24 protein-coding genes and 2 pseudogenes are annotated in these 26242 nt (G+C 71.5%); 13 read left to right on the forward strand and 13 right to left on the reverse strand.

Features of this window, described 5'->3' with window-relative positions:
- The first annotated feature begins 114 nt into the window (after positions 1–114).
- The 3 genes from KSP35_RS24235 (at position 115) to KSP35_RS09015 (ending at position 2365) form a co-directional block, all read left to right on the forward strand.
- Positions 115–372: a hypothetical protein gene (locus KSP35_RS24235; RefSeq protein ID WP_254127059.1), complete on the forward strand. Its 258-nt coding sequence runs from the start codon at positions 115–117 to the stop codon at positions 370–372.
- 137 nt (positions 373–509) lie between these two features.
- The gene (locus KSP35_RS24240; RefSeq protein ID WP_254127060.1) at positions 510–1487 is read left to right on the forward strand and encodes an ATP-binding cassette domain-containing protein; all 978 of its coding nucleotides are present in this window, start codon (positions 510–512) and stop codon (positions 1485–1487) included.
- Positions 1488–1501: 14 nt separating this feature from the next.
- Positions 1502–2365: an ABC transporter permease gene (locus KSP35_RS09015; protein ID WP_217001069.1), complete on the forward strand. Its 864-nt coding sequence runs from the start codon at positions 1502–1504 to the stop codon at positions 2363–2365.
- A gap of 106 nt (positions 2366–2471) precedes the next feature.
- Here KSP35_RS09015 and KSP35_RS09020 read toward each other — a convergent pair whose 3' ends face one another.
- The gene (locus KSP35_RS09020) at positions 2472–3527 is read right to left on the reverse strand and encodes an LLM class F420-dependent oxidoreductase (RefSeq protein ID WP_217001071.1); all 1056 of its coding nucleotides are present in this window, start codon (positions 3525–3527) and stop codon (positions 2472–2474) included.
- Between the two features lie 61 nt (positions 3528–3588).
- Between KSP35_RS09020 and KSP35_RS09025 the strand changes: the two genes are divergently transcribed.
- The gene (locus KSP35_RS09025; protein WP_254127061.1) at positions 3589–4461 is read left to right on the forward strand and encodes an amidohydrolase family protein; all 873 of its coding nucleotides are present in this window, start codon (positions 3589–3591) and stop codon (positions 4459–4461) included.
- Positions 4462–4516: 55 nt separating this feature from the next.
- Positions 4517–5614: a Rieske 2Fe-2S domain-containing protein gene (locus KSP35_RS09030; protein ID WP_217001073.1), complete on the forward strand. Its 1098-nt coding sequence runs from the start codon at positions 4517–4519 to the stop codon at positions 5612–5614.
- Positions 5615–5643: 29 nt separating this feature from the next.
- Here KSP35_RS09030 and KSP35_RS09035 read toward each other — a convergent pair whose 3' ends face one another.
- The 10 genes and pseudogenes from KSP35_RS09035 to KSP35_RS09080 form a co-directional block, all read right to left on the reverse strand.
- Entirely contained in the window at positions 5644–6252 is a 609-nt protein-coding gene (locus tag KSP35_RS09035) for a response regulator (RefSeq protein WP_217001076.1), read from the reverse strand.
- Complete coding sequence (locus tag KSP35_RS09040; RefSeq protein WP_217001078.1) at positions 6249–7445, reverse strand: sensor histidine kinase; 1197 nt, start codon at positions 7443–7445, stop codon at positions 6249–6251. Before KSP35_RS09040 ends, KSP35_RS09035 begins: the two co-directional genes overlap by 4 nt.
- 2 nt (positions 7446–7447) lie before the next feature.
- On the reverse strand, positions 7448–8182 hold the full coding sequence (locus KSP35_RS09045) for an ABC transporter permease (protein ID WP_217001080.1): 735 nt from the start codon (positions 8180–8182) through the stop codon (positions 7448–7450).
- Entirely contained in the window at positions 8179–9129 is a 951-nt protein-coding gene (locus KSP35_RS09050; RefSeq protein WP_217001082.1) for an ABC transporter ATP-binding protein, read from the reverse strand. The genes KSP35_RS09045 and KSP35_RS09050 overlap by 4 nt, the downstream gene beginning before the upstream one ends.
- A gap of 105 nt (positions 9130–9234) precedes the next feature.
- Complete coding sequence (locus tag KSP35_RS09055; RefSeq protein ID WP_217001084.1) at positions 9235–11253, reverse strand: hypothetical protein; 2019 nt, start codon at positions 11251–11253, stop codon at positions 9235–9237.
- Between the two features lie 131 nt (positions 11254–11384).
- Positions 11385–12555, reverse strand: a pseudogene (locus KSP35_RS09060) (thiolase domain-containing protein).
- Entirely contained in the window at positions 12555–13613 is a 1059-nt protein-coding gene (locus tag KSP35_RS09065; protein WP_217001088.1) for a thiolase domain-containing protein, read from the reverse strand. Before KSP35_RS09065 ends, KSP35_RS09060 begins: the two are co-directional and overlap by 1 nt.
- The gene (locus tag KSP35_RS09070; RefSeq protein ID WP_217001089.1) at positions 13613–14227 is read right to left on the reverse strand and encodes a Zn-ribbon domain-containing OB-fold protein; all 615 of its coding nucleotides are present in this window, start codon (positions 14225–14227) and stop codon (positions 13613–13615) included. The genes KSP35_RS09065 and KSP35_RS09070 overlap by 1 nt, the downstream gene beginning before the upstream one ends.
- Positions 14227–14694: a Zn-ribbon domain-containing OB-fold protein gene (locus tag KSP35_RS09075; protein ID WP_217001091.1), complete on the reverse strand. Its 468-nt coding sequence runs from the start codon at positions 14692–14694 to the stop codon at positions 14227–14229. Before KSP35_RS09075 ends, KSP35_RS09070 begins: the two co-directional genes overlap by 1 nt.
- Positions 14695–14752: 58 nt before the next feature.
- Entirely contained in the window at positions 14753–15439 is a 687-nt protein-coding gene (locus KSP35_RS09080) for a VOC family protein (RefSeq protein WP_217001093.1), read from the reverse strand.
- Between the two features lie 83 nt (positions 15440–15522).
- Here KSP35_RS09080 and KSP35_RS09085 point away from each other — a divergent pair, with 83 nt between their 5' ends.
- Together KSP35_RS09085 and KSP35_RS09090 are read left to right on the forward strand one after the other, a co-directional pair.
- Positions 15523–17070 (forward strand): acyl-CoA synthetase, encoded by a 1548-nt coding sequence (locus tag KSP35_RS09085; RefSeq protein WP_217001095.1) that lies wholly within the window; start codon positions 15523–15525, stop codon positions 17068–17070.
- Positions 17071–17179: 109 nt separating this feature from the next.
- A complete protein-coding gene (locus KSP35_RS09090; protein ID WP_217001097.1) occupies positions 17180–18010 on the forward strand; it encodes an aldo/keto reductase in 831 nt (276 codons plus the stop codon).
- A 42-nt stretch (positions 18011–18052) separates the two neighbouring features.
- Here KSP35_RS09090 and KSP35_RS09095 read toward each other — a convergent pair whose 3' ends face one another.
- Complete coding sequence (locus tag KSP35_RS09095) at positions 18053–18643, reverse strand: TetR family transcriptional regulator (RefSeq protein ID WP_217001099.1); 591 nt, start codon at positions 18641–18643, stop codon at positions 18053–18055.
- Between the two features lie 13 nt (positions 18644–18656).
- On the reverse strand, positions 18657–19886 hold the full coding sequence (locus KSP35_RS09100) for an acyl-CoA dehydrogenase family protein (protein WP_217001101.1): 1230 nt from the start codon (positions 19884–19886) through the stop codon (positions 18657–18659).
- 116 nt (positions 19887–20002) lie between these two features.
- Between KSP35_RS09100 and KSP35_RS09105 the strand changes: the two genes are divergently transcribed.
- The 6 genes and pseudogenes from KSP35_RS09105 (at position 20003) to KSP35_RS09130 (ending at position 26151) form a co-directional block, all read left to right on the forward strand.
- A complete protein-coding gene (locus KSP35_RS09105; RefSeq protein ID WP_217001103.1) occupies positions 20003–21511 on the forward strand; it encodes a wax ester/triacylglycerol synthase family O-acyltransferase in 1509 nt (502 codons plus the stop codon).
- A 53-nt stretch (positions 21512–21564) separates the two neighbouring features.
- The gene (locus KSP35_RS09110) at positions 21565–23217 is read left to right on the forward strand and encodes an acyl-CoA synthetase (protein WP_217001105.1); all 1653 of its coding nucleotides are present in this window, start codon (positions 21565–21567) and stop codon (positions 23215–23217) included.
- Positions 23218–23310: 93 nt separating this feature from the next.
- A complete protein-coding gene (locus tag KSP35_RS09115; protein WP_217001107.1) occupies positions 23311–23736 on the forward strand; it encodes an OsmC family protein in 426 nt (141 codons plus the stop codon).
- Positions 23737–23851: 115 nt separating this feature from the next.
- Positions 23852–24238 (forward strand): annotated as a pseudogene (locus tag KSP35_RS25745) (DinB family protein); the annotation flags it as partial.
- 112 nt (positions 24239–24350) lie between these two features.
- Positions 24351–25802: an L-histidine N(alpha)-methyltransferase gene (locus tag KSP35_RS09125; RefSeq protein ID WP_217001109.1), complete on the forward strand. Its 1452-nt coding sequence runs from the start codon at positions 24351–24353 to the stop codon at positions 25800–25802.
- Entirely contained in the window at positions 25768–26151 is a 384-nt protein-coding gene (locus tag KSP35_RS09130) for an L-histidine N(alpha)-methyltransferase (protein ID WP_254127062.1), read from the forward strand. Before KSP35_RS09125 ends, KSP35_RS09130 begins: the two co-directional genes overlap by 35 nt.
- Positions 26152–26242: the final 91 nt, after the last annotated feature.

Genomic DNA, 26242 nt, shown 5'->3' on the forward strand with positions numbered 1-26242 from the left:
TCGAGGCCGCCCTCTCCCTGCTCCCCTCCCTGCCCCCCGGCGAGGCGGTCGCCCTGCTGGAGCGTCGCCTGCTCGCCATCGACCTCGAAGCTCGGCCGCCACCGGGCCGGCCGGGTGGTGTTCCAGGAGGAGCTCGGCCTGCCCCGGGTCTTCGCCCTGGAGTCCGACTACGGCGAGGCGCTCCTCCGGGCCGAGCGCAGCTACGTCGCCGATCTGGCGGCCGAGATCCGCAAGGGCACCCTCGAGGGCATCGGCATGTGGCGCCGCTTCTACGACGCCGACGGCGGCTTCACGCCCGGCGAGGACAGCTACGACCCGGAGTGGCGCCTGCTCGACGACCCACCGACCCCCGAGCCCGACCCCGACCGATGAGTTCCCCGGCGCCCCGGCGTCGGAACCGCACCCCGCCGAGCGAAGAACCTCCGAGACCTCCGCCAAACCGGCCACAGGTTGACCGGTTACCAGGCGCACCCTGCAAGACAGACCGAAGCACCACCCGAGGAGAACAGATGTCCCCCACCATCGAGGCCCAGGGCCTCACCAAGCACTTCGGCGAGGTGCACGCGCTCGACGGGCTCGACCTCACCGCCGAGTCGGGCCGGCTCACCGCCCTGCTCGGCCCGAACGGCGCCGGCAAGACCACCTTCATCAGCGCGGTGGCCACCCTCCTGCGACCCACCTCGGGCACCCTCCACGTGGCCGGGATCGACGCCGCCACGCACCCGAAGGAGGTGCGGCGGGTCATCGGCCTGGCCGGCCAGTACGCCTCGGTGGAGCCGGCCATGACCGGCAAGGAGAACCTCGAGATGGTCGCCCGGCTCTTCGGCCTCGACAAGCGCGAGGTCAAGCAGGCCGCCGGCAAGGTCCTCGAGCAGCTCGGCCTCGCCGACGCCGGCGATCGCCTCGTGCGGACCTACTCCGGCGGCATGCGCCGCCGGCTCGACCTCGGCGCCAGCCTGGTGGGCCGGCCCCGCCTCCTGCTGCTCGACGAGCCCACCACCGGCCTCGACCCCCGCAGCCGCATGGAGCTCTGGGAGGCCATCCGCACCCTGGTGGCCGACGGCACCGACGTGCTGCTCACCACCCAGTACCTCGAAGAGGCCGACCAGCTGGCTCGCGACGTCGTGATCATCGACCACGGCCGGGTGATCGCCTCGGGCACGCCCGACGAGCTCAAGGGCCAGGGCGGCAGCGACGTCATCGAGGTGCGCCCCCGCTGGGGCCGCGACCTCGACGCCGTCAGCGAGGTGCTCGCCGGCGTGGGATCCGAGCCGCCCCGCATCGACCACGACACCCAGCGCGTGTCGGTGCCGGTCACCGGCGGCGCCGACCAGCTCTCCAGCGTGGTCCGCCTGCTCGACGAGCGCTCGCTCGCCGTCGACGACATCGGCCTCCGCCGCCCCACCCTCGACGAGGTCTTCCTCGCCCTGACCGGCCAGCCCATCGACGCCTCCGACACCGACCCCGACGCCTCCGCTGCGGCCTGAGAAGGGACCTCCTCATGACCTCCACCACCTCCACCACCGCCCTCGATCCCGCCACCACGGCCGACACCCTGCCGGCCACCAAGGACGCCGCCACCGGGGCCGGCTTCACCACCGCAGCGCTGGCCACCGGCCGTCGCACGGTCCTGCAGTTCTTCCGCACCCCGCAGCTGCTCATGATGGGCACCATCCAGGGCGCGCTGTTCCTGTTCATGTTCCGCTACGTCTTCGGCGGCGCCATCTCCACCCGGGGCGACCTCAACTACGTCGACTGGCTGGTGCCGGGCTTCCTGGTCACCGTCATCCTCTGGACCGGCATGGGTGCCGCGTCCGGCGTGGCTGAGGACTCGTCGTCCGGCGTCTACGACCGCCTGCGCTCGCTGCCCATCCCCCGGGCCGCGGTGATGATGGGCCGGTCGCTCGCCGACGGCGCCCTCGTCGGCTGGGGCATCTTCACCACCGCCATCATCGGCTTCATCATCGGCTTCCGGGCCCACGGCGGGATCGGCTCGATCCTGCTGGCCTTCCTGCTGATGCTGGTGGCCGGCTACGCCTTCAGCTGGATCTTCATCACGCTGGGCCTGATCTCGGGCAACGCCCAGGCGGCGCAGGGCATGTCCATGCTGGTGATCCCGTTCAGCTTCATCTCCAACGCCAACGTGCCGGTGGCCTCCATGCCCGGCTGGATGCAGCCCTTCGCCGCCAACCAGCCCGTCAGCGTGATCATCAACGCCGTGCGCAGCCTCATGCAGGGCGGCACCGACGTCGTGGGCATCGGCCACTCCACCGCCTACTGGGTGGCGCTGAGCCTGGTCTGGTGCGCCGGCATCTTCCTGGTCTTCAGCACCCTGGCCACCGCCCGCTTCTCCAAGACCCAGTAGCGGAGGCCCCCGGGCTCCCGTCCGGGCCCCGCTCCCCCACCCGACCACCACGAACGGGGCGGGGACCTGGTCGCTCCGGCGACCAGGTCCCGGCCCCGTTCCGCGCTCAGCCGTGGACGAGGTCGGCGACGGTGCGGAGGTGGTCGGGGCTGCCGCTGACCAGCAGGGTGGTCATGGCGGTCTTGCGCCACTTCTGGTCGAGCTCCTCGCGGATCTTGTCGATGGGACCGACCATGGCGACGTCTTCCACCAGCGAGAGCGGCACGCGGGCGATGGCCTCGTCCTTGCGACCGGCCAGGAACAGGTCCTGGATGTCGGCCACCTCGTCGCCGTAGCCCATGCGCGTGAAGAGGTTGGCGTGGAAGTTGACCTCGCGAGCGCCCATGCCGCCGATGTAGAAGCCGAGCGACATGCGCACGAAGGTGGCCGCCTCCTCGACGTCGTCGCCGATCACGATGTTGACCATGTTCGGGATCTCGAAGGTGTCGAGGCTGGTGTGGCGGGCACCGGGTCGGGCGAAGCCCTCGGCCAGGCACTCGCGGTAGTGCACGTCGAGCTCCGGCGACAGGAAGATCGGGAGCCACCCGTCGGCGATCTCGGCGGCCAGCGCCACGTTCTTCGGCCCCTCGGCGCCGAGCAGGATCGGCAGGTCGGCGCGGCGGGGGTGGGTGATGCTCTTGATGGGCTTGCCCAGGCCCATGGTGCCCTCGCCCAGGTTCGGCACCTGGTAGTGCTCGCCCTGGAAGTCCACCGGCTCCTCGCGGGCCAGCACCCGGCGCACGATCTCGATGTACTCCCGCGTGCGGGCCAGCGGCTTCGGGTACGGCTGGCCGTACCAGCCCTCCACCACCTGCGGGCCCGAGGCGCCCAGGCCCAGCATGAACCGGCCCCCGGTGAGGTGGTCGAGCGTGAGCGCCGACATGGCGGTGGCCACGGGCGTGCGGGCCGCCATCTGGCACACGCCGGTGCCGAGCCGTGCGGTGGTGGTCTGCGAGCCGTACCAGGCGAGCGGGGTGAAGCAGTCGGAGCCGTAGGCCTCGGCCGACCAGATGGAGTCGAAGCCGAGCTCCTCCGCGGTGGCGATGGCCTCGGGGACGCCGACCGGGGGCTGGGCGAACCAATAGCCGAGGACGAGGCCGAGCTTGAGATCGTCTGCTGCCATGGCCGAACGGTAGCCCGCAGAACGAGAACACGTTCTACTTCCGTCCTCTAGGGTGCGAGCCATGGCCATGCCCACCGACATCGGGATCATCGACCTCATGCTCGACATCCCAGGCGCCGACCAGGCGCACTGGTACGAGTTCCTGAAGCCCCAGCTGCGGGAGGAGTCCAAGGACTACGAGTTCCCCGCCCAGTACATGTTCAAGGGCGTCCCGCACATCGAGGCCGAGGCCGATCCCGTGGCGCAGGTGCTGAAGATGATGGACGCCCACGGCATCGAGAAGGCCATGATCGGCGTCGGCTTCTCCGAGGACCGCGACGACAAGGTGCGCGCCGTGCGCGACCACCCCGACCGCTTCATCGGCTCCTTCAGCGTCGATCCGAACCAGGGCATGGCCGGGGTGCGCGACCTGGTGAAGGCCTACGAGACGCTGGGCATCAAGGCGGCCATCGCCTTCCCGGCCGGCTACCTCCCCCAGGTGCCGATCAACGACAAGCGGTTCTTCCCGCTCTACGCCAAGTGCATCGAGCTCGACATCCCGATCAACGTCTGCACCGGGATCTGCGGGCCCCGGGTGCCCAGCGCCTGCCAGGAGACCATGCTGATCGACGAGGTCTGCTGGTTCTTCCCGGAGCTCAAGTTCGTGATGCGCCACGGCGCCGAGCCGTGGGCCGAGCTGGCCGCCAAGCTCCTGCTCAAGTGGCCGAACCTCTACTACTCGACCTCCGCCTTCGCGCCGAAGTACTACCCGAAGGCCATCGTCGACTACGCCAACACCCGCGGCGCCGACAAGATCCTCTACGCCGGCTACTTCCCCATGGGCCTGAGCCTGGACAAGATCTTCGAGCAGATGCCCGACGTGGCCTTCAAGGACCACGTCTGGCCGAAGTTCCTGCGCGAGAACGCCATCAAGGTCTTCAAGCTCGACGAGTGACCGCCGGGCTATACTAGAACCTGTTCTAGTTTTGACCCCCGGACGAGGTGTTCCCGTGAGCGAGCGCAAGGCCCAGACCCGCTACCCCTTCACCATGCCGGTGGGCTGGTTCGCGGTGGCCGAGTCCCCCGACCTCGCCGTGGGCCAGACCAAGGCCGCCTACTACTTCGACACCCACCTGGCGCTGTGGCGCGACGAGGAGGGCGTGGCCCACACGTCCGACGCGTTCTGCCCGCACCTGGGCGCCCACTTCGGCCACGGCGGCCACGTCGACGGCTGCCAGCTCGTCTGCCCGTTCCACGGCTGGAAGTTCGACGCCGAGGGCAACAACAGCGACATCCCGTACTCCGAGCGCACCAACGGCCGGGCCAAGGTCAAGGCCTATCCCACCCAGGAGCGCAACGGCTTCATCTACGCCTGGTACCACCCCCACGACGAGCTCCCCGACTGGGAGGTCGAGGAGGTCGCCGACATCACCAACGGCGAGTTCTCCGGGCCCAAGCACACCAACCACATCGTGCAGGTGGCCATCCAGGAGATGGCCGAGAACGCAGTGGACTCGGCGCACTTCCGGTACGTGCACAACACCGCCGAGGTGCCGGTCATCGAGAAGTACGAGTCGGTGGGCCACCGGGCGACCATGGAGTCCAGCCAGAAGTTCCCCACGCCGCGCGGCGTGGTCAACGGCCGCATCGACTCCATCGCCGACGGCCCGGGCGTGAGCATCGTGCGCTTCAGCGGGATCATCGACACGTTGCTGGTGAGCGCCTCCACCCCCATCGACGCCAACACCACCGAGACCCGCTTCAACTTCTACGTGCGCTCCATGGGCGACGACAAGCTCAACTCCTCGGTGGGCGACGCCTTCGCCGCCGAGGTGGACAAGCAGTTCAAGGAGGACATGCCGATCTGGGAGCACAAGGCCCACCTCGTGCGGCCGGCCCTGATCGACAACGACGGCCCCTTCATGAAGTTCCGCAAGTGGTACGCCCAGTTCTACGTCGACGAGGTCAGCGACGACCGCACGGTCTTCCCGCCGCCGTTCTGGCCCGAGAAGCTCGACGAGACCCCGGCCAAGGCCACCGCCTCGGCCAAGTACGGCACCGCAGACGGCGAGACGCCCGTCGAGGTCGCACCCCCCGCTCCCATCTGAGCGCCCGCCGCGGTGCTCGAGGCTCCCGCTCAGAGCCAGCCGCGCTCGTCGGCCAGGTGGACCGCCTCGGTGCGGTTGCGCACCCCGGCCTTGGTGATGGCAGCCGACAGGTAGTTGCGGACGGTCCCCTCCGACAGGAACAGCTTCCCGGCGATCTCCGCCACGGTGGCCCCGTCGCGTGCCGCCACCAGCACGTCGCGCTCCCGGCCGGTGAGCGGCGACGGGCCGCCCGCCAGCGTCGCCGCCGCCAGGTCGGGGTCGACCACCCGCTCCCCTGCGGCCACGAGCCGAACGGCCTCGGCCAGGCGCTCGGCGGGGGCGTCCTTGACCACGAAGCCGAGGGCGCCGGCCTCCATGGCCCGGCGCAGGTAGCCGGCGCGGCCGAACGTGGTGAGGATCAGCACCCGGCACCCCGGCACCTCCTGGCGGAGCGCGGCCGCTGCCGCGAGGCCGTCGAGGCCGGGCATCTCGATGTCGAGGAGGGCGACGTCGGGCTCGTGGGCCCGGGCGGCCCCCACGACCTCGTCGCCGGCGCCCACCTGGGCCACCACCTCGAAGTCGGGCTCGAGCTCCAGCAGGGCGGCGATGGCCGAGCGGACGATGGCCTGGTCGTCGGCGAGCAGCAGGCGGATGGTCACGCCGGCACCGTCCCCGTGGGGGCGGCGTCCACCCGCAGGTGCCAACCGCCGCCCACCTGCGGCCCGACGGCGAGGCTGGCGCCCGCCTCGGCCACCCGGTCACGGAGGCCTTGGAGGCCGTTGCCCTCGCTGGGCTCCGCCATGATCCCGATCACCCCGTCGTCGACGACCTCCACCCACGTCGGGCCCACCCGCACGGCGCAGCGCCGGGCCCGGGCGTGGCGGACCACGTTGGTGAGCCCTTCACGGACCGCCCAGCCGAACAGCACGGCGGTGGCGGGGTCGGGCACCTCCACCGCCTTGGGCAGGTCGGCGTCGATGCCCGCCGCTCGCAGGAGCTCCCGCCCCGACGCCAGCTCGCCGACCAGGGTCACCTCGCGGTAGCCGGAGATGGCGGCACGCACGTCGGCCAGCGAGCGCCGAGCCAGGTCCTCCACCTCGCCGATCTCGATCGCCGCCTTCTCTGGGTCGGCGGCCACGAGGCGCTTGGCCAACCCGGCCTTCACGGTGACCGCGGTCAGCGAGTGGCCGAGCAGGTCGTGCAGGTCCCGGGCGATGCGGCTGCGCTCGTTCTCCGCAGCCAGCTGCGCGACCTCGGCCCGGGCGGCGCCGAGCTCGCGGTTCACGCGGATGACCCCGAAGAAGGCCCACATGGCGAACGCCACCACGAGCATCGAGACCCCGAGGTCGACCTCGATGCCCTGGTGCCACCCCGGCACGAGCGACGGGACGAACGTGGAGGCCGCGAAGGCCGCCACCACCAGCGGCAGGGCCCGGCCGCCGAGGCGGGAGATGGCCAGCACCAGGACGTAGATGAGCATGACGAACGCGTCCTCGTGGGCGAACGGCACCTCGAGGGCGCAGATCGCCACCAGCGCCGCCAGGCCGAGGTCGGCCCGCCGCGACGGCTGGTCCGGCTGCAGCCGGGAGACCTGCAGGGTGGCGAGGTAGACCACGCAGAAGAGGGCGATGAGGGCGTAGCCCACCGCCTTGCCGGGCCCGTGGGCGTAGCGGTCCACGCCGCTCGCCGTCTGGCCCAGGTAGGCCAGGAACACCGCCGGGAAGACCAGCCACCGCAGGCGGGCCAGCCCCGTGTCGGCCTGCCAGCCCGGCTCGGGGCGGGGGCCGTCCCCGGCGGCCGGGGCCGCCGGGGACGCGAAGCGCTTGGCGAGGACGTCGTCGAGGCGACCCACCGCTAGGCCCGAGCCGTGTCCCGCCGGTAGGACCAGGCCGCGACCCGCCCCAGCACCAGCGACCAGATCCCGATGACCACCCAGCCCTTCATGGGCCAAGCATGCCCTTCCAACGCCACCTTGCCCGCCTGCACCAGCCAGTAGGAGGGGATGGCCTGGGACAGGTCGTGCAGGAAGCCGTGCTCGGCGATCGGCCCCCAGACCCCGCCGAGCAGGGCCAGCAGCGAGGTGATGCCGCCCATGGCCGGCCCCATGGAGTCGGTGGACACCAGGTGGCCGACGGCGATGCCCAGGGCGGCGAAGGGCACCAGGCCCACCAGGATCAGCCCGGTCATGGTCAGCCACGCCCGAGCCGAGAGGTGGACCCCGAAGCCGATGCCGAGCGCGTACAGCACCAGGATCGACACCGCGGCGAGGCCGTAGCCGCACAGCACCTTGGCGCTGAAGTAGGCCGACGGTCGCAGCGGCGTGAGCCGGAGCTGGCGGTTCCACCCCACCTGGCGCTCGGCGGCGATGCGCCCGCCGGTGGACACGATCGCCATCATCGTGCCGAAGGCGGCCATGCCGGTCATGAAGTAGAGCGGCAGCGGGATGCCGCTGACCTTCTCGTGGCGGTTCGGGCCGGCGATGAGCAGGTAGAGCACCACCGGGAACACGAGCGAGAAGATGAAGAAGCGGGTGTTGCGGAACGTGCGCAGCACCTCGTAGCGGGCGTAGGTGAGGGCTTGGCGGTTCATCGGACGACCTCCGGGGCGTCGAGGGTGGGAGCGGGCTGGTCGACCTCGGGCTCGTCGGCGGTGAGCTCCAGGAAGGCGGCCTCGAGGCCGGCGCCGCGGACCTCGAAGTCGGCGGCCGTCGGCTCGGCGGCCACCAGGGCGCGCAGGGCAGCATCGGCGTCGCTGCAGGTGAGCAGGACCGAGCCGCCGTGGTGCTCGGCCTGGGCCACGCCCGGCAGGGCGCCCAGCCGGTCGAGGTCGGCGTCGGCCAGCGTGAAGCGCACGGTGCGCCGCCCGACCTTGGCCTTGATCTCGGTGGTGGCGCCGTCGGCCACGATCCGGCCCCGGGCCATCAGCACGATCCGGTCGGCCCAGGCGTCGGCCTCCTCCAGGTAGTGGGTGGCGAAGAGCACGGTCTTGCCCCGGGCGGCGAAGGCCCGCATGGCGGTCCAGAAGGCGTTGCGAGCGCCCACGTCCATGGCCACCGTCGGCTCGTCGAGCACCAGGAGGTCGGGGTCCGACACGATGGCCAGGGCGAAGCGCACCCGCTGCGACTCGCCGCCCGAGAGCTTGTGGGTGCGGCGGTCGGCCAGCTCGCCGATGCCGCAGAGGTCGAGGACCTCCTGGACGGGCAGGGCGTGGGGGAACAGCGAGCCCACCATGGCGATGAGCTCGCGGACCGAGAGCTCGCGCAGCAGCCCGCCGCTCTGGAGCATGGCGCCGACGATGCCCTCGTCGATCGCCTGGCGGGGCGAGCGGCCGAAGATGGCGGCCTCGCCGGCGTCGGGCTGGGCCAGGCCGAGCAGCAGGTCGACGGTGGTGGACTTGCCGGCGCCGTTCGGGCCGAGGAGGGCCACGATCTCGCCCGGCGCCACCGCCAGGTCGATGCCGCGGACCGCCTGGACCGGCCCGAAGGCCTTGGTCAGGTCGTGGAGGCGGATGCCGTCTGGGGGGAGGGTCTCGAGCATGGCTCCACCGTGCGCCCGAGCGGCGCTCGGCGGTAGTCGCCGCCCGTCACGACCTCTCCATGACATCTGTCATGGAACGGGCTCCACCTCCTGGTCGACGGGCCCTCAGTCGACGGCGGTGGCAGGGCGGGCCGGGACGTCGGCCTCGGTGACGGGGCGGGTGGCGCGGGGGCCGAGCACGAGCACCTGATCGACCGGGCCGAGGGCGATGGAGGTCGACTTCGGCGGGTTGACCACCACCTCGCCGGTGGCGGCCACCCGCCAGCCGAAGGCGGTCTCGCCGCGCTGGCTGGCCGCAGCCACGATGGCGGCGAAGGCGACGGGCTCGGCCGGTGCGTAGAGCGGGGCGGGGTGCAGGGCCACGAAGCAGCCGTCGGCGTCGAAGAGCTCGTCGAAGACCATGTGCAGCTCGAGGCGCTCCGAGAGCTGGGCGATCATCAGGCTGGACAGCTCGTCGCTGACGATGAAGTCCTCGACGCCGGTGGTCTGGGCCACGGCCACGTTGGCCCGGTCGAGCATCTCGGCCACCACCCGGGGCCCACCAGGCCCCTTGGGGAACGCCTTGTCCAGCGTGAGCAGGGTGAGCATGGTGCGGGCGTCGGCCTCGCCCACCGAGACGGGGTCGCGGTACCCGAGCACGATCGCCTGGTCGTAGCCGCCGCCGGCCATGGCGATGAGCTCCTCGGGCCCGCCGCCCAGCGGGTGGACGGCGATGGCGCAGTGCTCGCAACCGGGCACGGCCGGGTCCAGCGCCGCCACGTCGAACAGCTCGGGATCGACCATGAGGTCCACCGAGGAGCCCTCGGTGAGGAACTCGTCGAGCTCGGAGAGCACCCCGGGGCCGAGGTCGGACCAGCCGATCATCAGCACCCGCTGCGACGGTTCCTCGAACGGCACCGTGCAGTCGACGGTGACCTCGGGCATGGGGACCACGCCGGTGAAGAGGACCTTGTCGTCGTCCTCGGCCACCGAGATCAGCTCGTAGCCGGCGCCGAAGGTGGCGGCGGCCGGCGGGTTCAGCTCGACGACGCCGTCGTCGGTGATCCAGCCCAGGACGGAGCAGCCCTCGAAGGCCAGCAGGATGTCGCGGTAGGCGACGCCGACGAGCTCGTCGACGGGCGTGAAGTAGATCTCGTCGCCGTCGAAGTCGAGCAGCTCGCGGAAGACCGAGGCCAGGCCGGCCTGGTGGCACGCCTGGGCGGTGACCTGGGCGATGACCTCGTCGGCCTGGATGGTGACGATGCGCCCTTCGGTGAGCGTGCGCAGCGTGCGGGCGTGGCCGGCGTTCTCCAGCTCGGCCACCACGTGGGCGGAGGTGAACCGGGGGTCGAGGCTGCGCACGGCCAGCACGGCCTTCACCACGCCGGCGTCGCCTTCGTCGCCGGCCAGCACGATGATCGACCGGGCACCACCGACGTTGACCATCTCGAGATCGCCGGGGCGCGACGGGTCGCCCGTGCGGCACACCACGCGGGTGGTGCCGTGGTCGGGGACCTTGAGCCGCAGCTCGTCCTCCATCTCGTCCTTGGGCACGTTGGCCAGCACGACGAAGGCGGCGCGCTTCTGGTTCGCGTTGGCCTCGACGATCTCGGTGAGGATCGTGGGCAGGCGGGGCGACCAGCCCAGCACCAGGGTGTGGCCGTCCTCCAGCACGGTGGAGCGGCCCTTGCGGAGCTGCTCGATCTGCTGGTCGACGGCGTTGGCGATGAGGCCGATGAGGCTGCCGGCCAGGAAGATGCCGGCGAGGGTGATGAACAGGCCGAGGAACCGGGCGGGCCAGGACGAGTCGGCCGCGAACGTGCCCGAGTCGAGCACCCGCAGCAGGGCCTGCCAGAACGCCTCGAAGGGGTTGCTGACCGAGCCGCCGCCGTTGACGCCGCCGATGCCGGTGACCATGAGGATGACCGCCGCCACCACGATGATCGCCAGCATCACCAGGCCGAGGTAGCCGATGACCACGAGCGGGCCCCGGGACAGGGCGAGGTCGAACTTGTAGCGCAGCTTGGCGCTCGTGCTCGCCGCCGGCCGGGCCGTCCCGGTCTCGGACACGTCGACGCCCGTCGCGGTCTGGCCCTTCGGGCGGCTCGGCGCAGCCGTCCGACGTCGCTTCTCGGCGTTCACCATGGTGCTGCCCTCCCGGCGCCCGCCGCCCGGCGGCCACCCAAAGCCGGAACCGTAGTGCCACCCCCGGCGAACCGGGTGGGGTTCTCGGGGCCAGAGCCCCGAGAACCCTGCCCGGTTCGGGGTGCGGAGGGCTAGGGCTTCTCGGAGCCGACGACCCACATGGCGAAGAACTGCGAGCCGCCGCCGTAGGCGTGGCCCACGCCGCGGCGGACGCCGTCGACCTGGTGCTCGCCGGCGGTGCCCCGGACCTGCATGGCGATCTCGCCGAAGCGGAGCATGCCGGAGGCGCCGATGGGGTTGGTGCAGAGCACGCCGCCGCTCATGTTGACCGGCAGGTCGCCGTCCATGGCGGTGGCGCCGGCCTCGGTCATCTTCCAGCCCTCGCCGGGCTCGGCGAAGCCGAGGTTCTCCAGCCACATGGGCTCGAACCAGCTGAACGGCACGTACATCTCGACGGCGTCGACGTCCTTGCGGGGGTTGGTGATGCCCGCCTGCTTGTAGACGTCGGCGGCGCACAGGGCACCGCCGAGCGGGAGCACGGTGTCGCGCTCGGCCGACAGGGTGGGCTCGGAGCGCATGGCCGTGCCCTGGATCCAGGCCGGCTGGCGGCCCTCGGCCATGGCGTCGTCGGCCACCTTCTCGCTGCCCAGCACGAGGGCGCAGGCACCGTCGGACGACGGGCAGGTCTCGGCGTAGCGGATGGGGTCCCACAGCATCATCGACTCCTTGATGGAGTCGAACGAGATGTCGTGCTCGTGGAGGTGGGCGTAGGGGTTCTTGATGCCGTTCTGGCGGTCCTTGAGCGCCACCAGCATGCCCACGTGGTCCGGCGCCTTGGAGCGGCGGATGTAGCTGCGGATGTGGGGGGCGAAGTAGCCGCCCGCCCCGGCGTGGAGCGGCGGGGTGAACGGGATCGGCAGCGAGAGGGCCCACATGGCCTCGGACTCGGACTGCTTCTCGAAGGCCACGGTGAGGACCCGCTCGTGGAGCCCGGCCTGGATCAGCTGGCTGGCCACGATGGCGGTGGACCCGCCCACGGAACCGGCGGTGTGGACCCGGAACATGGGCTTGCCGGTGGCGCCGAGGGCGTCGGCCAGGAACAGCTCCGGCATCATCACGCCCTCGAAGAAGTCGGGGGCCTTGCCGATGACCACGGCGTCGATGTCGCTCCAGGTCATCTGGGCGTCCTCGAAGCGCCCGCTGGGCGGCCTCGCGGACGAGGCCGGCCATCGAGACGTCGCCCCGGGTGGCCTGGTGCTTGGTCTGGCCGATGCCGACGACGGCAACGCGCTCCTTGCCCATCAGTTCTCACCTTCCAGGACGGTCACGAGGTTCTGTTGGAGGCACGGGCCGCTGGTGGCGTGGGCCACCCCGCGGTTCGCCGTGCCGTTCGAGATGCGGTTGGCCACCTCGCCGACGCGGATGAGGCCGGCGGTCATCATCGGGTTGCCGCTGAGGGCACCGCCCGACGGGTTGACGTCGACGTCCTCGCCCAGGCCGATGGCGTCGCGCAGGATGAGCTCCTGGTGGCTGAACGGGGCGTGGATCTCGGCCACGTCGACCGCGCCGTCGGCCACGCCGGCCTTCTCGGCGGCGATGCGAGTGCTCTCGCTGACCGTGAGGTCCCGGAGCCCGAGGTGGATGGGCTCGACCCGGTGGTCGATGCCACGGATCCAGGCCGGGCGCTCCACCTTCGACCGGGCGACGTCGCCGGCGGCGAGGATGATGCACGCCGCGCCGTCGGTGATCGGAGCGCAGTCGCTCTTGCGCAGCGGGGCCACGTGGTACTCCTCGGCCAGCACGTCGCTGGCCGGGCGGTCCCACGCCAGCTGGGCGTTCGGGTTGTCGAGGGCGCTCTTGCGGCTGCGGGCCGCCACCTCGGCGAAGTGCTCCTCGGTGTAGCGGCCCGAGTCGAGCAGGGCCCGGGCCTGCAGGGCGGCCAGGCTCACCGTGTCCGGCCACAGCGGGGCCACGGTGATGGGGTCGAGCTGGCGGGTCAGCACCATCGGCAGGTCGCCGGGCGAGGACTTGGCGTAGGAGTAGACGAGCGCGGTGTCGAGCTCGCCGAGCTGGAGCTTGACCCAGGCCTCGTAGAGCGCCCAGGCGCCGTCCATCTCCACGTGGCTCTCCTGGATGGGAGGCCACGGGCCGACGCCGTCGAGCGTCGACACGAAGCTGAAGCCGACGCCGGCGAGGTAGTCGGTGCTGCCGGAGCAGGTGAAGCCGATGTCGTCGATGGTCATGTCGACCTGGCCCAGCGCGCCGTGGATGGCGGGCATGAGCATCTCGACCTCGTTCTGCTCCTTCACCGCCCGCTGGGCGGGGGTCTGAGCGAAGCTGATGATGGCGATGTCGCGCATCAGGCCTGGCCTCCTTCTCCGGTGCGGGGGTTGCGGATGAGCGCCTCGGTGGGCGCCACGCCGCCGACCCACGAGCCCAGGCCGGTGCCGTGGTCCTCGCCGGGGATGCGCACGTTCGGGTCGTCGGGCTCGCCGTTGGGGCGGAACCACTTGATGCTCTCGAGGGTGGGCTCGATGTCGGCGTCGTCGCGCCACACCGCCTCGACCCGCATGCCGATGCGGACCTCGTCGGCGGGGATCTCCTGGATGAGGTGCATGATCGACAGGTCGGCGCCGTCGAGCAGGATCAGGGCGCTGGTGTAGGGCAGCTCCATGACCGAGCCGTAGAAGGCCACGTTCACCATGCAGAACGAGGTGACGGTGCCCACCTGGGCGACCTCGACCTCGATCGGGGTGGTGGCGCCCAGCTCGGGGTCGGCGCCGCGCGGCGGCACGTACACCCGGCTCTCGGGCGTGGCCCGCTGGCCGATGATCTTCTTCTGGGTGATGCCCTTGAGGAAGCGGGAGGACGCTTCGCCCGCGGTGAACTCGTAGTCCAGGCGGGCCGGGGTGCGCACCGAGCGCACCTGCTCGACGTCCTGGAGCGAGGCGGGCAGCGAGATCTCGGGAGGCATCAGGCCGCCCCTCCTTCGGCTTCGAGCACCCAGTGGGTGAGGTCGTTGATGTGGCCTTCGCGCTCCTCGGCCCAGACCGGGGTGACCCGGGCGCCGGTGGCGAGGGCGTCGATGCCGTCGGCCGCGACGGCCCCGAGCATCGGGGTGTCGGCGCCGTCGGGCTTGATGAGCGCCCAGGCGAACGGCTGGTCGAGCGGGTGCTTCTCGTGGGGGTGGGTCACCCATGCCCACGTGGTGATCTCGCCGGCCGGGCCGACCTCCACCAGCTCCGTGAGGTCCTCACCGGAGACCGGGTCGAACTCGGCGGGCGGCACGATCACCCGGCCATCCGCGGCCTTCGATCCCACCAGGACCTGCTCGCGCAGTCCGGTGAGGAAGGCGCCGATGACCGGTCCGGTCGTGCGCTTGAACGGGTACTCGATGATGAGCGGGGCAGAGAGGATCGCCCCGGCGTCTTGTTCCGTCACGGGGGCGACAATAGAACACGTTTCAGTTTTCGCAAGTCGTTCCGCCAGAGGCGGCGACCTACCGCACGTCGGGCGGGGCGAAGGCGCAGAGCTCGTTGCCGCTGGGGTCGACGATGACCGACCAGCGGAGGCCGTCGCCCTCGGGACGCAGCACCCGGGCGCCGGCCGCCACCAGGTCCTCGACTCGGGCCACGACGTCCCAGTGCCAGCGGTTCTTGACCGTCCGCTCGTCGGGCACGCCCACGAACTTCCACACGACGTCGCCGAGCCCGGCGGCACCGTGCAGGTAGCGCAGCGCGCCGTCGGGGCCGGGCCGCAGCTCGCCGCCCACCACGCCCGCCCACCAGGCGGCGTCCTCGGCCGGCCGGGCGCTGTCGGTGCACAGGGCGAACCACCGCGCCGGCTCGTCGAGGACCACGCCTTCAGGTGGCGGGAAGGCGCACAGCTCGTTGCCCTCCGGGTCGGCCCAGACCTGGAAGCCCCCGTCCTCGGCGAGGAGCACGGCACCGCGGGCGGCGAGGTCGGTGCCCGGGCCCACCCACAGGTCGAGGTGCACGCGGTTCTTCACGACCTTGGGCTCCGGCACCGGGTTCACCCACAGCACCACGTGGCCGGCGCGGGCCAGCGAGGCCACGCCGTCGCCGCGCACCTCGACCTCGAGGCCCAGCAGCTCGCCCCAGAAGCGGGCGACGAGGGGCACGTCCCCGGCATCGATGCACAGGTCCTTGTACGACGCGATCGCCATGGCCCGAGGCTAGGTCGGGCGGGTCGCCGTCCGTCGGGCGCCAACTAGAACACGTTCCAGTTCGGTTGGTACGGTCGGCGGCCATGGGAGACCTCGGATTCTGGCGACTGGCTGAAGCACGACCGGAGCACCTCGCGCTGGTGGGCCCGGACGGCACGGAGCGCACGGCCGGCGACCTGCTGGCCCGGGCCAACCGGGCCGCCAACGGCTTCCGGGCGCTGGGCCTGGAGACGGGCGACACCGTCTGCGTGCTGCTGCCCAACTCGCTGGAGCTCATCGAGCTCTACCTGGGTGCCTTGCAGGTGGGGCTCTACTTCACCCCGGTGAACTTCCACCTCGTCGGCCCCGAGGTCGCGTACATCCTCACCGACACCGAGGCCAAGGTGTTCGTGGCCCACGAGCGCTTCGCCGAGGTGGCCCGCAACGCCGCCACCGAGGCCGGCTTCGCCGCCGACCGCTCGTTCGCCGTCGGCACCGTCGAGGAGTTCCGCCCGCTGGCCGACCTCACCGACGGCCAACCCGACACGGCGCCGGAGGGCCGCACCACTGGTGCCGCCATGCACTACACGTCGGGCACCACCGGCCGCCCCAAGGGCGTGAAGCGCGGCCTGTTCGAGATCGACCCCAGCGACATGGGCGAGCTGCTGGCCTACCTGCCGAACCTGTTCGGCATCGCCCCGCACGACGGTCACGTGCACCTCACGGTCTCGCCGCTCTACCACACGGCCGTGCTGATGTGGACGGGCAACGCCCTGCACCTGGGCCACACCGTGGTGCTGATGGACAAGTGGCAGGCCGAGGAGACGCTGCAGCTGATCCAGCGCCACCGGGTGACCTACAGCCACATGGTGCCCACCCAGTTCGTGCGCCTGCTCGACCTGCCGGAGGACGTCCGGGCCAGCTACGACGTGAGCTCGCTGCGCAACATGGTCCACGGTGCGGCGCCCTGCCCGCTCGAGATCAAGCACCGCATGATCGAGTGGTGGGGCGACACCATCCAGGAGTACTACGCCGCCACCGAGGGCGGCGGCTCGGTCATCACCGCCAAGGAGTGGCAGGAGCGCCCCGGTTCGGTGGGCACCGCCTGGCCCGGCAGCGAGCTGCGCATCTACGACGACGAGGGCAACCGCCTCGAGGCCGGCCAGATCGGCACCGTCTACATGCAGCTCATGGCCGACTTCGAGTACAAGGGCGACGCCGCCAAGACCAAGGCGAACCGCATCGAGAACTTCTTCACGGTGGGCGACCTCGGCGAGCTCGACGCCGACGGCTACCTGTTCCTGCGGGATCGCAAGAGCGACATGATCATCTCGGGCGGGGCCAACATCTACCCCGCCGAGATCGAGGGCGAGCTGATCAACCACCCCGCGGTGCAGGACGTCGCCGTCTTCGGCATCCCCAACGCCGACTGGGGCGAGGAGATCAAGGCCGTCGTCGAGCTCCACGAGGGCTTCGAGCCCAGCGACGCCCTGGTTGCTGAGATCCTCGAGTGGGCCGGCACCCGCATGGGCCGCTTCAAGCTGCCGAAGACCATCGACTTCGCCGAGTCGCTCCCTCGCGAGCCCAACGGCAAGCTCATCAAGCGCAAGCTCCGCGACCCCTACTGGGCCGACGCCGCCGGCCAGATCTGACCGCCCCCAGCGCCGAACTTGTCGCAGTTCTCGACGCCGGGCGCGGACAACTGCGACAAGTTCGGGGGTGGGTCGTCTCGGGGGCGGGTCGATCGGGCAGGTCGCGGCCATGAGCACCCCGCAACCCATCCGTGACATCCGGGGCACCAGCGTGCCCGCCATCGGCTACGGCACCTGGGAGCTGGAGGGCGACGACTGCTTCACCGGCGTCCTCACCGGCCTCGAGCTCGGCTACCGCCACATCGACACCGCCCAGGCCTACGGCAACGAGGAGCTGGTGGGCGCGGCCATCACCGCGTCCGGGATCGACCGGTCCGAGGTCTTCCTCACCACCAAGGTGTGGAACGAGCACCTCTCCGCCGAGTCGGTGAAGGCCTCGGTCGGCACCAGCCTGAGCAAGCTCCAGACCGACTACGTCGACCTCCTCGTGCTGCACTGGCCGCTCGACGAGGAGACCTGGCCGGCCCGCTTGGGCGCCATGGCCGACCTCGTGGAGCACGGTGCGGTGCGCCACCTCGGCGTCTCGAACTTCACGCCCCCGCAGCTGGAGCGTGCCCTCGACGTGGCCCCGATCTTCAACGTGCAGGTGGAGCACCACCCCTACCTGGCCCAGCCCGGCCTGCTGGAGCTGGCGGCGAAGCACGACCTGCTGTTCACCGCCTACTCGCCCCTCGCCCGGGGCGAGGCGCTGCACGATCCCGTCATCACCGGCATCGCCGAGGCGCGCGACGCCACCCCGGTGCAGGTGGTTCTGCGCTGGCTGCTCGACGAGAGCGAGCACCTCGCGGTCATCCCGAAGGCCACCGGCCGTGAGCACGCCGAGGACAACCTCGGTGCCGCCAACGTGTACCTCGACGAGGCCGACCGCGAGGCCATCGCCGCGCTCGATCGCAACGAGCGCCAGGTCGACCCGCCCTGGGCCCCCGCCTGGGAGCGATAGGGCGCCCGGCCCGGCCCGGCCCAGTCGAGCGGTGGGTCGGGCCTACCGGTCGTACTGGTCGAGCACCAGGTGGGTGGCGAGGTCGAGCTCGTCGGACACCTTGGTGAAGCCCGACCAGCCGTTGACCCAGCCGATGAGCGACGAGAACCAGACGTGGCCCAGCGTGCGGGTGACCTGGGCCTGGAAGGCCGGGTCGAAGTCGTCGCCCAGGGCCATGGAGAGGATGCGCGTCATCGAGGCCGACACGTCCTCCTGGCACGAGGCCGCGCCGCGGTCGGGCGAGAGCAGGGCAGTCACCACCGACTCGGAGAGCTTGGGCTCCTTCTCCATGGCGCGGGTGGCGCGGCGCAGGACGTCGCCCACCCGCTCGGCGGTGGTGTCGCCCTTCGGCGGCCGCTGGCCCACCCGGCGCTCGAGGTCGTGCGTCCACTCGACCATCGCGGCGGCCAACAGGTGGTCCTTCGAGGAGAAGTACCGGTAGATGGTGCCCAGGGCCACGCCGGCGGACGTGGCGACGTCACGCATCTGGACGCTGTCGTAGCCACCGCTGGCCCCGAGGTCGAGCGCCGCACGGATGACGCGCTCCCGGCGGGCGGCCTGGCTCTTGGTGAGGGTGGCCGGTTCGACGTCCATTGGAGGCGACACGTTAGGAGCCGGTGCGGCCCAGGTCGCGGAACGCCACGGTGCGGTCGGCCTGCTGCTCGCGTGGCAGGCCCAGGACCCGCTCGCCCATGATGTTCTTCTGCACCTCGTTCGAGCCGCCGGCGATGCGGATGGCGGGGGCGAACAGGAAGCGCTGCTGCCACTCCTGCCCGGCGTCGGAGTCGTGGGAGAGCAGCGCGCCCTCGGGCCCGAGCATGGCCAGCGAGGTGTTGCCGAGGCGGCGGAGGTACTCCGCGGCGAACAGCTTCATGACCGAGGTCTCGGGCCCGGGCGGCACGCCCTTGCTCAGCGCGGTCTGCATGCGGAACCCCAGGTAGCGCTGGATCTGCTGGCGGATCCAGCAGTCGGCCATGGCCTGGCGCAGGATCGGGTCGTCGGCGCGCCCCCGCTTGCGGGCCAGCTCGATGAGCACGCCGATGTCGCTCGACTTGTTGCCGCCGGCGATGAGGCCCCGCTCGTTCGACAGGGTGGTGATGGCGCAGGCCCAACCCTCGTTGACCTCGCCGAGCACGTTCTCGGCCGGGATGCGCACCTCGTCCATGAACACCTCGGAGAAGTGCTCCGAGCCCGTCATCTGCTTGAGGGGCCGGATGTCGAAGCCGGCGCTCTTCATGTCGACCAGGAAGTAGGTGATGCCCTTGTGCTTGGGCTGGTCGGGGTCGGTCCGGGCGAGGAGGATGCCCCAGTCGCTCTCGTCCGCGCCGGACGTCCACACCTTCTGGCCGGTGACCACCCACTCGTCGCCGTCGCGCACGGCCCGGGTGGTGATGTTGGCGAGGTCGGACCCGGCGTCGGGCTCGCTGAAGAGCTGGCACCACACCTCGTCGCCCCGGAGCATGGGCCGCAGGTACCGCGCCTTCTGCTCGTCGGTGCCGTGGCGGAGGATGGTGGGACCGGCCATGCCGATGCCCACGGCGAAGGTGTTGACCGCCACGCCGAACTGGTTGGCCTCCTGGGCCCAGATGACCGACTCCATCGGACGGCCGCCGCGGCCGCCGTAGGCCTTCGGCCAGGTGATGCCGGCCCAGCCCTCGTCGACCAGGAGCCGCTGCCACGCCTTCGTCTTCTCGAGGAACACCTCCGGGCTGATGGTGCCCTCGAGGAACCCGGTGGAGAAGTCCTCGGCGCTGCCCTTGGCCGGGGCGTGGGCCTCGAGCCAGGCACGGGCCTCGGTCCGGAAGGAGGCTTCTGCGGGCGTGTCGTCGAAGTCCACGCCGTCAGACTAGAACACGTTCCAATTCTGCGGGGCCGCCGGGACCCCGACGTGATGGCGGTCACAGCAGGGACGGGAACTGCAAGACTCCCGGCACCGAGAGCGATGGAGCAGGCATGGAACGACTGACGGGGCTGGACGCGGCCTTCCTCTACCTGGAGAACCCCACCAACCACATGCACGTGGCGATGACCATGGTCCTCGACCCGTCGTCGGTGCCCGGGGGCTACTCGTTCGAGAACATCAAGGACTTCATCGGTGGCCGCATCCACCTGGTCCCGCCGTTCCGCCGCCGCCTCGTCGAGGTCCCGCTGAACCTGGCCCACCCGGTGTGGGTGGAGGACCCGGACTTCGACCTCGACTTCCACATCCGCCGCATCGGCTGCCCCGCTCCGGGAGGCCGCCGCGAGCTCGGCGAGATGGCCGGCCAGATCGCCAGCACCCCGCTCGACCGAAGCCGGCCGCTCTGGGAGCTGTGGGTGATCGAAGGCCTGAAGCAGGATCGCATCGGCGTGGTGACCAAGGTGCACCACTCGGCCATCGACGGCAGCTCCGGCGCCGAGCTCATGGTCCACCTCTTCGACCTCGAGCCCGAGGCCGCCGACCCGCCGGCACCCGAGGAGCGCGAGCCGGAGTCCATCCCCACCGACCTCGAGCTGCTCGGCCACGCCGCCGCCTCCCGCTTCCGCAAGACCGTGGCGCTGCCCAAGCTGATCGGCCAGACCGTCGGCGCGGTGAACCGCGTGGTGCAGGGCCGGCGCGACCCCGACAAGGCCGTGGGGGCCGCCCCGCTGGGCGCCCCGAACACCTCGTGGTGCGGTCCGCTCAGCCCGTTGCGCAACGTGGGCTTCGCCCGGGTCCCCCTGGCCGACGTGCGGGCCCTGAAGACCGCCTTCGAGTGCACGGTCAACGACGTCGTGCTCGGCCTCTGCGCCGGCACCCTGCGCAGCTACATGCTCGATCGCGACGAGCTCCCCGACGAGCCGCTCGTCGCCGCCTGTCCCGTCTCGGTGCGCCAGGAGGGCGAGGCCGCCGGCGGCAACAAGGTCTCGGCCATGTTCACCACGCTCGACACCCAGCTCGCCGACCCCACCGAGCGCATCCGGGCCATCCAGGCCTGCACGGTGGGCGCCAAGGAGGAGCACAAGGCCGTGGGCGCCGACATGCTCCAGAACTGGGCCGAGTACGCCGCCCCGAACACCTTCAACCTGGCGTCGCGCCTCTACGCCAGCTGGGGCCTGGCCGGCAGCCACCGGCCCATCCACAACGTGATCATCTCCAACGTGCCCGGGCCGCCGTTCCCGCTCTACTACGCCGGCGCCGAGATGGTGGCGGCCTACCCCATGGGCCCGGTGATGGAGGGCGTGGGCCTGAACATCACCGTCTTCAGCTACCGCGACTCGGTCGACTTCGGCTTCATGGTCGACCGCGAGCTGGTGCCCGACGTCTGGAACATGGCCGACCGGGTCAACGAGGCGCTGCTGGAGCTGCAGGTGGCCGCCGGGCTGGCCCCGAAGCCGGAGGCGAAGGCCCCGGCCCCGAAGCGCCCGGCCAAGAAGGCTCCCACCAAGAAGGCGCCGGCCGAGAAGAAGGCTGCCGCCAAGAAGGCTCCCGCCAAGGCCTGACCGGCCCGCCAAAACGAGAACGTGTTCCAGTTTCGGTGCTAGAAACGGTCCCCATGGGGTTCAACATCGCCGATCTGTTCGAGCGCGCCGTCGACGCCGTTCCCGACCGCATGGCGCTGGTCTGCGGCGAGCGGCGGCTGACGTACCTGGAGATGGACGACGAGGCCAACCGGCTGGCCAACCACCTCCTGGCCGAGGGCTTCGGCCACGGGGACCACATCGGCATCTACGGCCAGAACACCGCCGAGTGGCTGGTGGCCATGGTGGCGATCTTCAAGATCCGCGCCGTGCCGATCAACATCAACTTCCGCTACGTCGAGGACGAGCTGGCCTACCTGTTCGACAACGCCGACCTGGTGGCGCTGGTCCACGACCGCGAGTACATCGACCGCATCGCGGCGGTCAGCGCCAAGGTCCCCGGCCTGCGCCACTTCGTGATGGTCGACGACGGCAGCGGCACCGGCGCCGAGCAGGACCCCGCCACCATCGGCGCCATCGCCTGGGAGGACGCCATCGCCGGCGCCTCGGCCGAGCGCCCCGACCTCCCCCGCACCGACGACGACCACTACGTGATCTACACCGGCGGCACCACCGGCATGCCCAAGGGCGTCGTGTGGCGCCACGAGGACGTCTTCTACGCCCTCGGCGGCGGCGTCGACGCCTACACCAACGAGCGCGTCACCCACGGCCACCAGCTGGCGGAGAAGGCTGCCGCCACGCCGGCTCCCATGGTCAGCCTCAACATCCCGCCGCTCATGCACGGCGCCGCCCAGTGGGGCGCCCTCCGGTTCCTGTTCGAGGGCAACACCGTGGTGTTCGTGCCCCGCTTCTCCGCCGAGGCGGTCTGGTCGATCATCGAGGCCGAGAAGGTCAACACGATGATGATCACCGGCGACGCCATGGCCCGCCCGCTGATCGAGACCCTGCAGGAGTCGCCGGATCGCTGGGACCTCTCGTCGCTGTTCGTCACGTCGTCGAGTGCGGTGGTGTTCTCGCCGTCGCTCAAGGACGCCATGCTCGAGCTGCTGCCGAACATCATGGTGATCGACGCCATCGGCTCGTCCGAGAGCGGCATGAACGGCATGGTCATCCAGACCAAGGGCCAGACCGCCAACCACGGCGGCGGCGGCCCCACGGTGAGCGCCGGGCGCGACGCCGTGGTCCTCGACGACGACCTCGTGCCGCTCCCGGCCGGCACCGGCGTGGTGGGCAAGCTGGCCCGCGGCGGCAACATCCCGATCGGCTACTACAAGGACCCGGTCAAGACCGCCGCCACGTTCGTGCACGCCCCCGACGGCACCCGCTACGTGGTGGCCGGGGACTTCGCCCTCCACGAGGCCGATGGCACCATCACCCTGCTCGGCCGGGGCTCGGTCTGCATCAACTCCGGTGGCGAGAAGATCTTCCCCGAAGAGGTGGAGTCGGTCCTGAAGGGCCACCCCGAGGTCTACGACGTGCTGGTGGTCGGCGTGCCCGACGATCGCTGGGGCCAGGCCGTCTGCGCCGTCGTGCAGCCCCGCCATGGCGAGGCCCCGCCCACCCTGGCCGACCTCGACGCCCACTCCCGCACCCAGCTCGCCGCCTACAAGACGCCTCGCCACCTGGTGCTGGTCGACGAGATCCAGCGCTCCCCCAGCGGCAAGCCCGACTACCCCTGGGCCACCGAGGTGGCCAAGGCTGCGGTGGCCACCCCCGCCGACGCCTGATGGCAGGGCGCCCCCGACGCCTCGGGGTGCTCAGCTGCGGGCGGGGCGGGTAGTGCGCGGGTCGTCCTCCACCCGCCACCCCAGGAGACGACCATGCCCACCAGGAACGCCGACGCCACGTGGAACGGTGCGCTGCGAGACGGCAACGGCTCGTTCAAGACCAGCTCCGGCGCCGTCGAGGGCGCCTACTCGTTCTCGTCGCGGTTCGAGGACGGCTCGGGGACCAACCCCGAGGAGCTCATCGCCGCCGCCCACGCCGCCTGCTTCTCCATGGCCCTGGCCAACGAGCTGGGCTCGGCGGGCCACGTGCCGGAGTCGGTGAGCACCACCGCCAAGGTCCACCTCGAGAAGGCCGAGGGCGGCTTCGCCATCCCCAAGATCGAGCTGATCACCCGGGCCAAGGTCGACGGCCTCGACGATGCCGAGTTCCAGGAGATCGCCACCGCCACCTCGAAGGCCTGCCCGGTCTCCAAGGCCCTCGCCGCCATCGAGATCACGCTCGACGCCAGCCTGGCCTGAGCCGGCTGCGCCGGGCGCACCTTGCGACCTGGTGAACGCTGCGCCGCCCTGCGCCACCCACGACACCTGGCCCGGTACGGTCCTCCGGACGCCGGCCCCACCGGAGGATCCCCCCATGGCCACCACGCACGCCCTCACCAGCGACGCCATCGTCGACCGGCTGCGCCGGACCCGGCAGCTCACCGAGCACCTGGCGTCGACGCTGGCGCCCGAGGACCAGATGGTCCAGTCGATGGACGACGTCAGCCCCACCAAGTGGCACCGGGCCCACACCACCTGGTTCTTCGAGACGTTCGTGCTGGGCCCCCACCTGCCGGGCTACAAGCCCGTGCACCCCACCTACGACTACCTCTTCAACTCGTACTACGAGCAGGTGGGCGACCGGCACCCCCGGAACCAGCGGGGCCTGATCTCCCGGCCGACGTGCGACGAGGTGGCCGAGTACCGCGCCGCGGTGGACCGGGCGCTGGACGAGCTCATCGACGGCGCCGACGCCGACCTGCTCGAAACCATCGCCCCGCTGCTGGAGCTGGGCACCCACCACGAGCAGCAGCACCAGGAGCTGCTGCTCATGGACATCAAGCACGTGTTCTCGGTGAACCCCCCTCAAGCCGGTGTACCGCTTCGGCACCGCCGCGCTCTCCGGCCCGGCCACCGAGCCGCTGCGCTGGGTCGACGTGGCGCCGACCGAACTGGTCTCGGTGGGCGCCGACGGCGACGGCTTCTCCTTCGACAGCGAGGGTCCCCGCCACCGCGCCCTGGTGGAGCCGTTCCACCTGGCCGAACGCCTGGTCACCGAAGGCGAGTGGCAGGCGTTCATGGACGACGGCGGCTACGAGCGGGCCGAGCTGTGGCTGTCGGAGGGCTGGGCCACCGTGCAGGCCAACGGCTGGCGCGCCCCGCTGTACTGGGAGGAGGGCGCCGACGGGTGGTCGGTCTTCACCCTCGGCGGCACCCGCCCGGTGCTGGACGCCACGCCCGTGGTGCACGTGAGCTTCTTCGAGGCCGATGCCTACGCCCGCTGGGCCGGGCACCGCCTGGCCACCGAGGAGGAGTGGGAGGTGGCAGCCACCACCCAGGCCGCCGACGACCTGCCCAACGACCTGGCCGTGGGGACCCTGCACCCCCGCCCGGCCGCGAAGGCCGGCGACGCCGGCATCCGCCAGCTCTTCGGCGACGGTTGGGAGTGGACGGCCAGCTCCTACCGGCCCTACCCCCGCTTCGCTCCGGTCGAGGGCGCCATCGGTGAGTACAACGGCAAGTTCATGTCGTCGCAGATGGTGCTGCGCGGCGCGGCGCCGGTCACCCCGAGCGGCCACACCCGGCCCACCTACCGCAACTTCTTCCCGCCCTCGGCCCGGTGGGCCTTCTCCACGGTCCGCCTCGCCGCCGACCTCGAGGACGGCGGGCCCAGCGGCCGCCACCACCAGCGCCGGGCCACGGTGCCCGCCCCGGTCGTCGACGTGCACCTGCACCCGGCCGACCTCGACGCCGCGCTGCGGGCCGACGTGCGGTCCGGCCTCGGCGGAGCGCAGGCGTCGCTGCCCTCGAAGTGGTTCTACGACGACCGCGGCAGCGAGCTGTTCGACCAGATCACCCGGCTCGACGCCTACTACCCCACCCGCCGCGAGCGCGAGATCCTCGAGCGGGAGGCGGGCGCCATCGCCGCCGCATCGGGCGCCGACACCCTGATCGAGCTGGGCTCGGGCACCTCCGACAAGACCCGCCTGCTGCTCGACGCGTTCACCGGCGCCGGCCAGCTGCGCCGCTTCGTGCCGTTCGACGTGTCCGAGGGCATCCTCCGCTGGTCCGCCGCCCACCTCGCCGAGGCGTACCCGGGCGTGCAGGTGCACGGCGTGGTGGGCGACTTCGACCGCCACCTCGGCGAGCTGCCCACCGGCGGCCGCCGCATGGTGGCGTTCCTCGGCGGCACCGTCGGCAACTACGAGCCGGCAGCGCGAGCGCGCCTCCTGGCCGACCTGGAGCGCGTCGCTCGCCCCCGGCGACTCGCTCCTGCTGGGCACCGACCTGGTGAAGGACCCGGCCCGGCTGGTGGCCGCCTATGACGACCCCGAGGGCGTGACCGCCGAGTTCGACCGGAACGTGCTGCGGGTGCTGGCCCGAGCGCTCGATGCCGAGGTCGACCCCGACGGCTGGGCCCACGAGGCCCGCTGGCGCACCCCCGAGCAGTGGATCGAGATGCACCTCCGAGCCGTGGGCCCGCAGCGCATCGCCGTGCCCTCGCTCGACATCGACCGCACCTTCGCCGACGGCGAGACCATCCACACCGAGATCTCCGCCAAGTTCCGCCGCGAGCGCGTGGAGCAGGAGCTCGCCACCGCCGGCCTCGACCTCACCCACTGGTGGACCGACACCGCCGGCGACTTCGCCCTCAGCCTCTCCACCAAGCCATGACCCCGGCACCCCACCATCCCTCGAGGACGAGGTGGGGTGCCGAGCGAAGCGAGCCCGGGGGGTGTGGGGGGCGGAGCTTGCGGAGCCCCCA

It is taken from the genome of Aquihabitans sp. G128 (assembly GCF_019048865.1).
Classification (GTDB): Bacteria; Actinomycetota; Acidimicrobiia; order Acidimicrobiales; family Iamiaceae; genus Aquihabitans.

Coding starts and splice junctions, on each gene's coding strand:
- KSP35_RS09095 (WP_217001099.1), bottom strand. CDS start 18,643: ATGGACGTCGAACCGGCCACCCTCACCAAGAGCCAGGCCGCCCGCCGG.
- KSP35_RS09045 (WP_217001080.1), bottom strand. CDS start 8,182: ATGAACCGCCAAGCCCTCACCTACGCCCGCTACGAGGTGCTGCGCACG.
- KSP35_RS09015 (WP_217001069.1), top strand. CDS start 1,502: ATGACCTCCACCACCTCCACCACCGCCCTCGATCCCGCCACCACGGCC.
- KSP35_RS09070 (WP_217001089.1), bottom strand. CDS start 14,227: ATGCCTCCCGAGATCTCGCTGCCCGCCTCGCTCCAGGACGTCGAGCAG.
- KSP35_RS09115 (WP_217001107.1), top strand. CDS start 23,311: ATGCCCACCAGGAACGCCGACGCCACGTGGAACGGTGCGCTGCGAGAC.
- KSP35_RS09025 (WP_254127061.1), top strand. CDS start 3,589: ATGGCCATGCCCACCGACATCGGGATCATCGACCTCATGCTCGACATC.
- KSP35_RS24240 (WP_254127060.1), top strand. CDS start 510: ATGTCCCCCACCATCGAGGCCCAGGGCCTCACCAAGCACTTCGGCGAG.
- KSP35_RS09110 (WP_217001105.1), top strand. CDS start 21,565: ATGGGGTTCAACATCGCCGATCTGTTCGAGCGCGCCGTCGACGCCGTT.
- KSP35_RS09080 (WP_217001093.1), bottom strand. CDS start 15,439: ATGGCGATCGCGTCGTACAAGGACCTGTGCATCGATGCCGGGGACGTG.
- KSP35_RS09090 (WP_217001097.1), top strand. CDS start 17,180: ATGAGCACCCCGCAACCCATCCGTGACATCCGGGGCACCAGCGTGCCC.
- KSP35_RS09020 (WP_217001071.1), bottom strand. CDS start 3,527: ATGGCAGCAGACGATCTCAAGCTCGGCCTCGTCCTCGGCTATTGGTTC.
- KSP35_RS09085 (WP_217001095.1), top strand. CDS start 15,523: ATGGGAGACCTCGGATTCTGGCGACTGGCTGAAGCACGACCGGAGCAC.
- KSP35_RS09105 (WP_217001103.1), top strand. CDS start 20,003: ATGGAACGACTGACGGGGCTGGACGCGGCCTTCCTCTACCTGGAGAAC.
- KSP35_RS09050 (WP_217001082.1), bottom strand. CDS start 9,129: ATGCTCGAGACCCTCCCCCCAGACGGCATCCGCCTCCACGACCTGACC.
- KSP35_RS09065 (WP_217001088.1), bottom strand. CDS start 13,613: ATGCGCGACATCGCCATCATCAGCTTCGCTCAGACCCCCGCCCAGCGG.
- KSP35_RS09055 (WP_217001084.1), bottom strand. CDS start 11,253: ATGGTGAACGCCGAGAAGCGACGTCGGACGGCTGCGCCGAGCCGCCCG.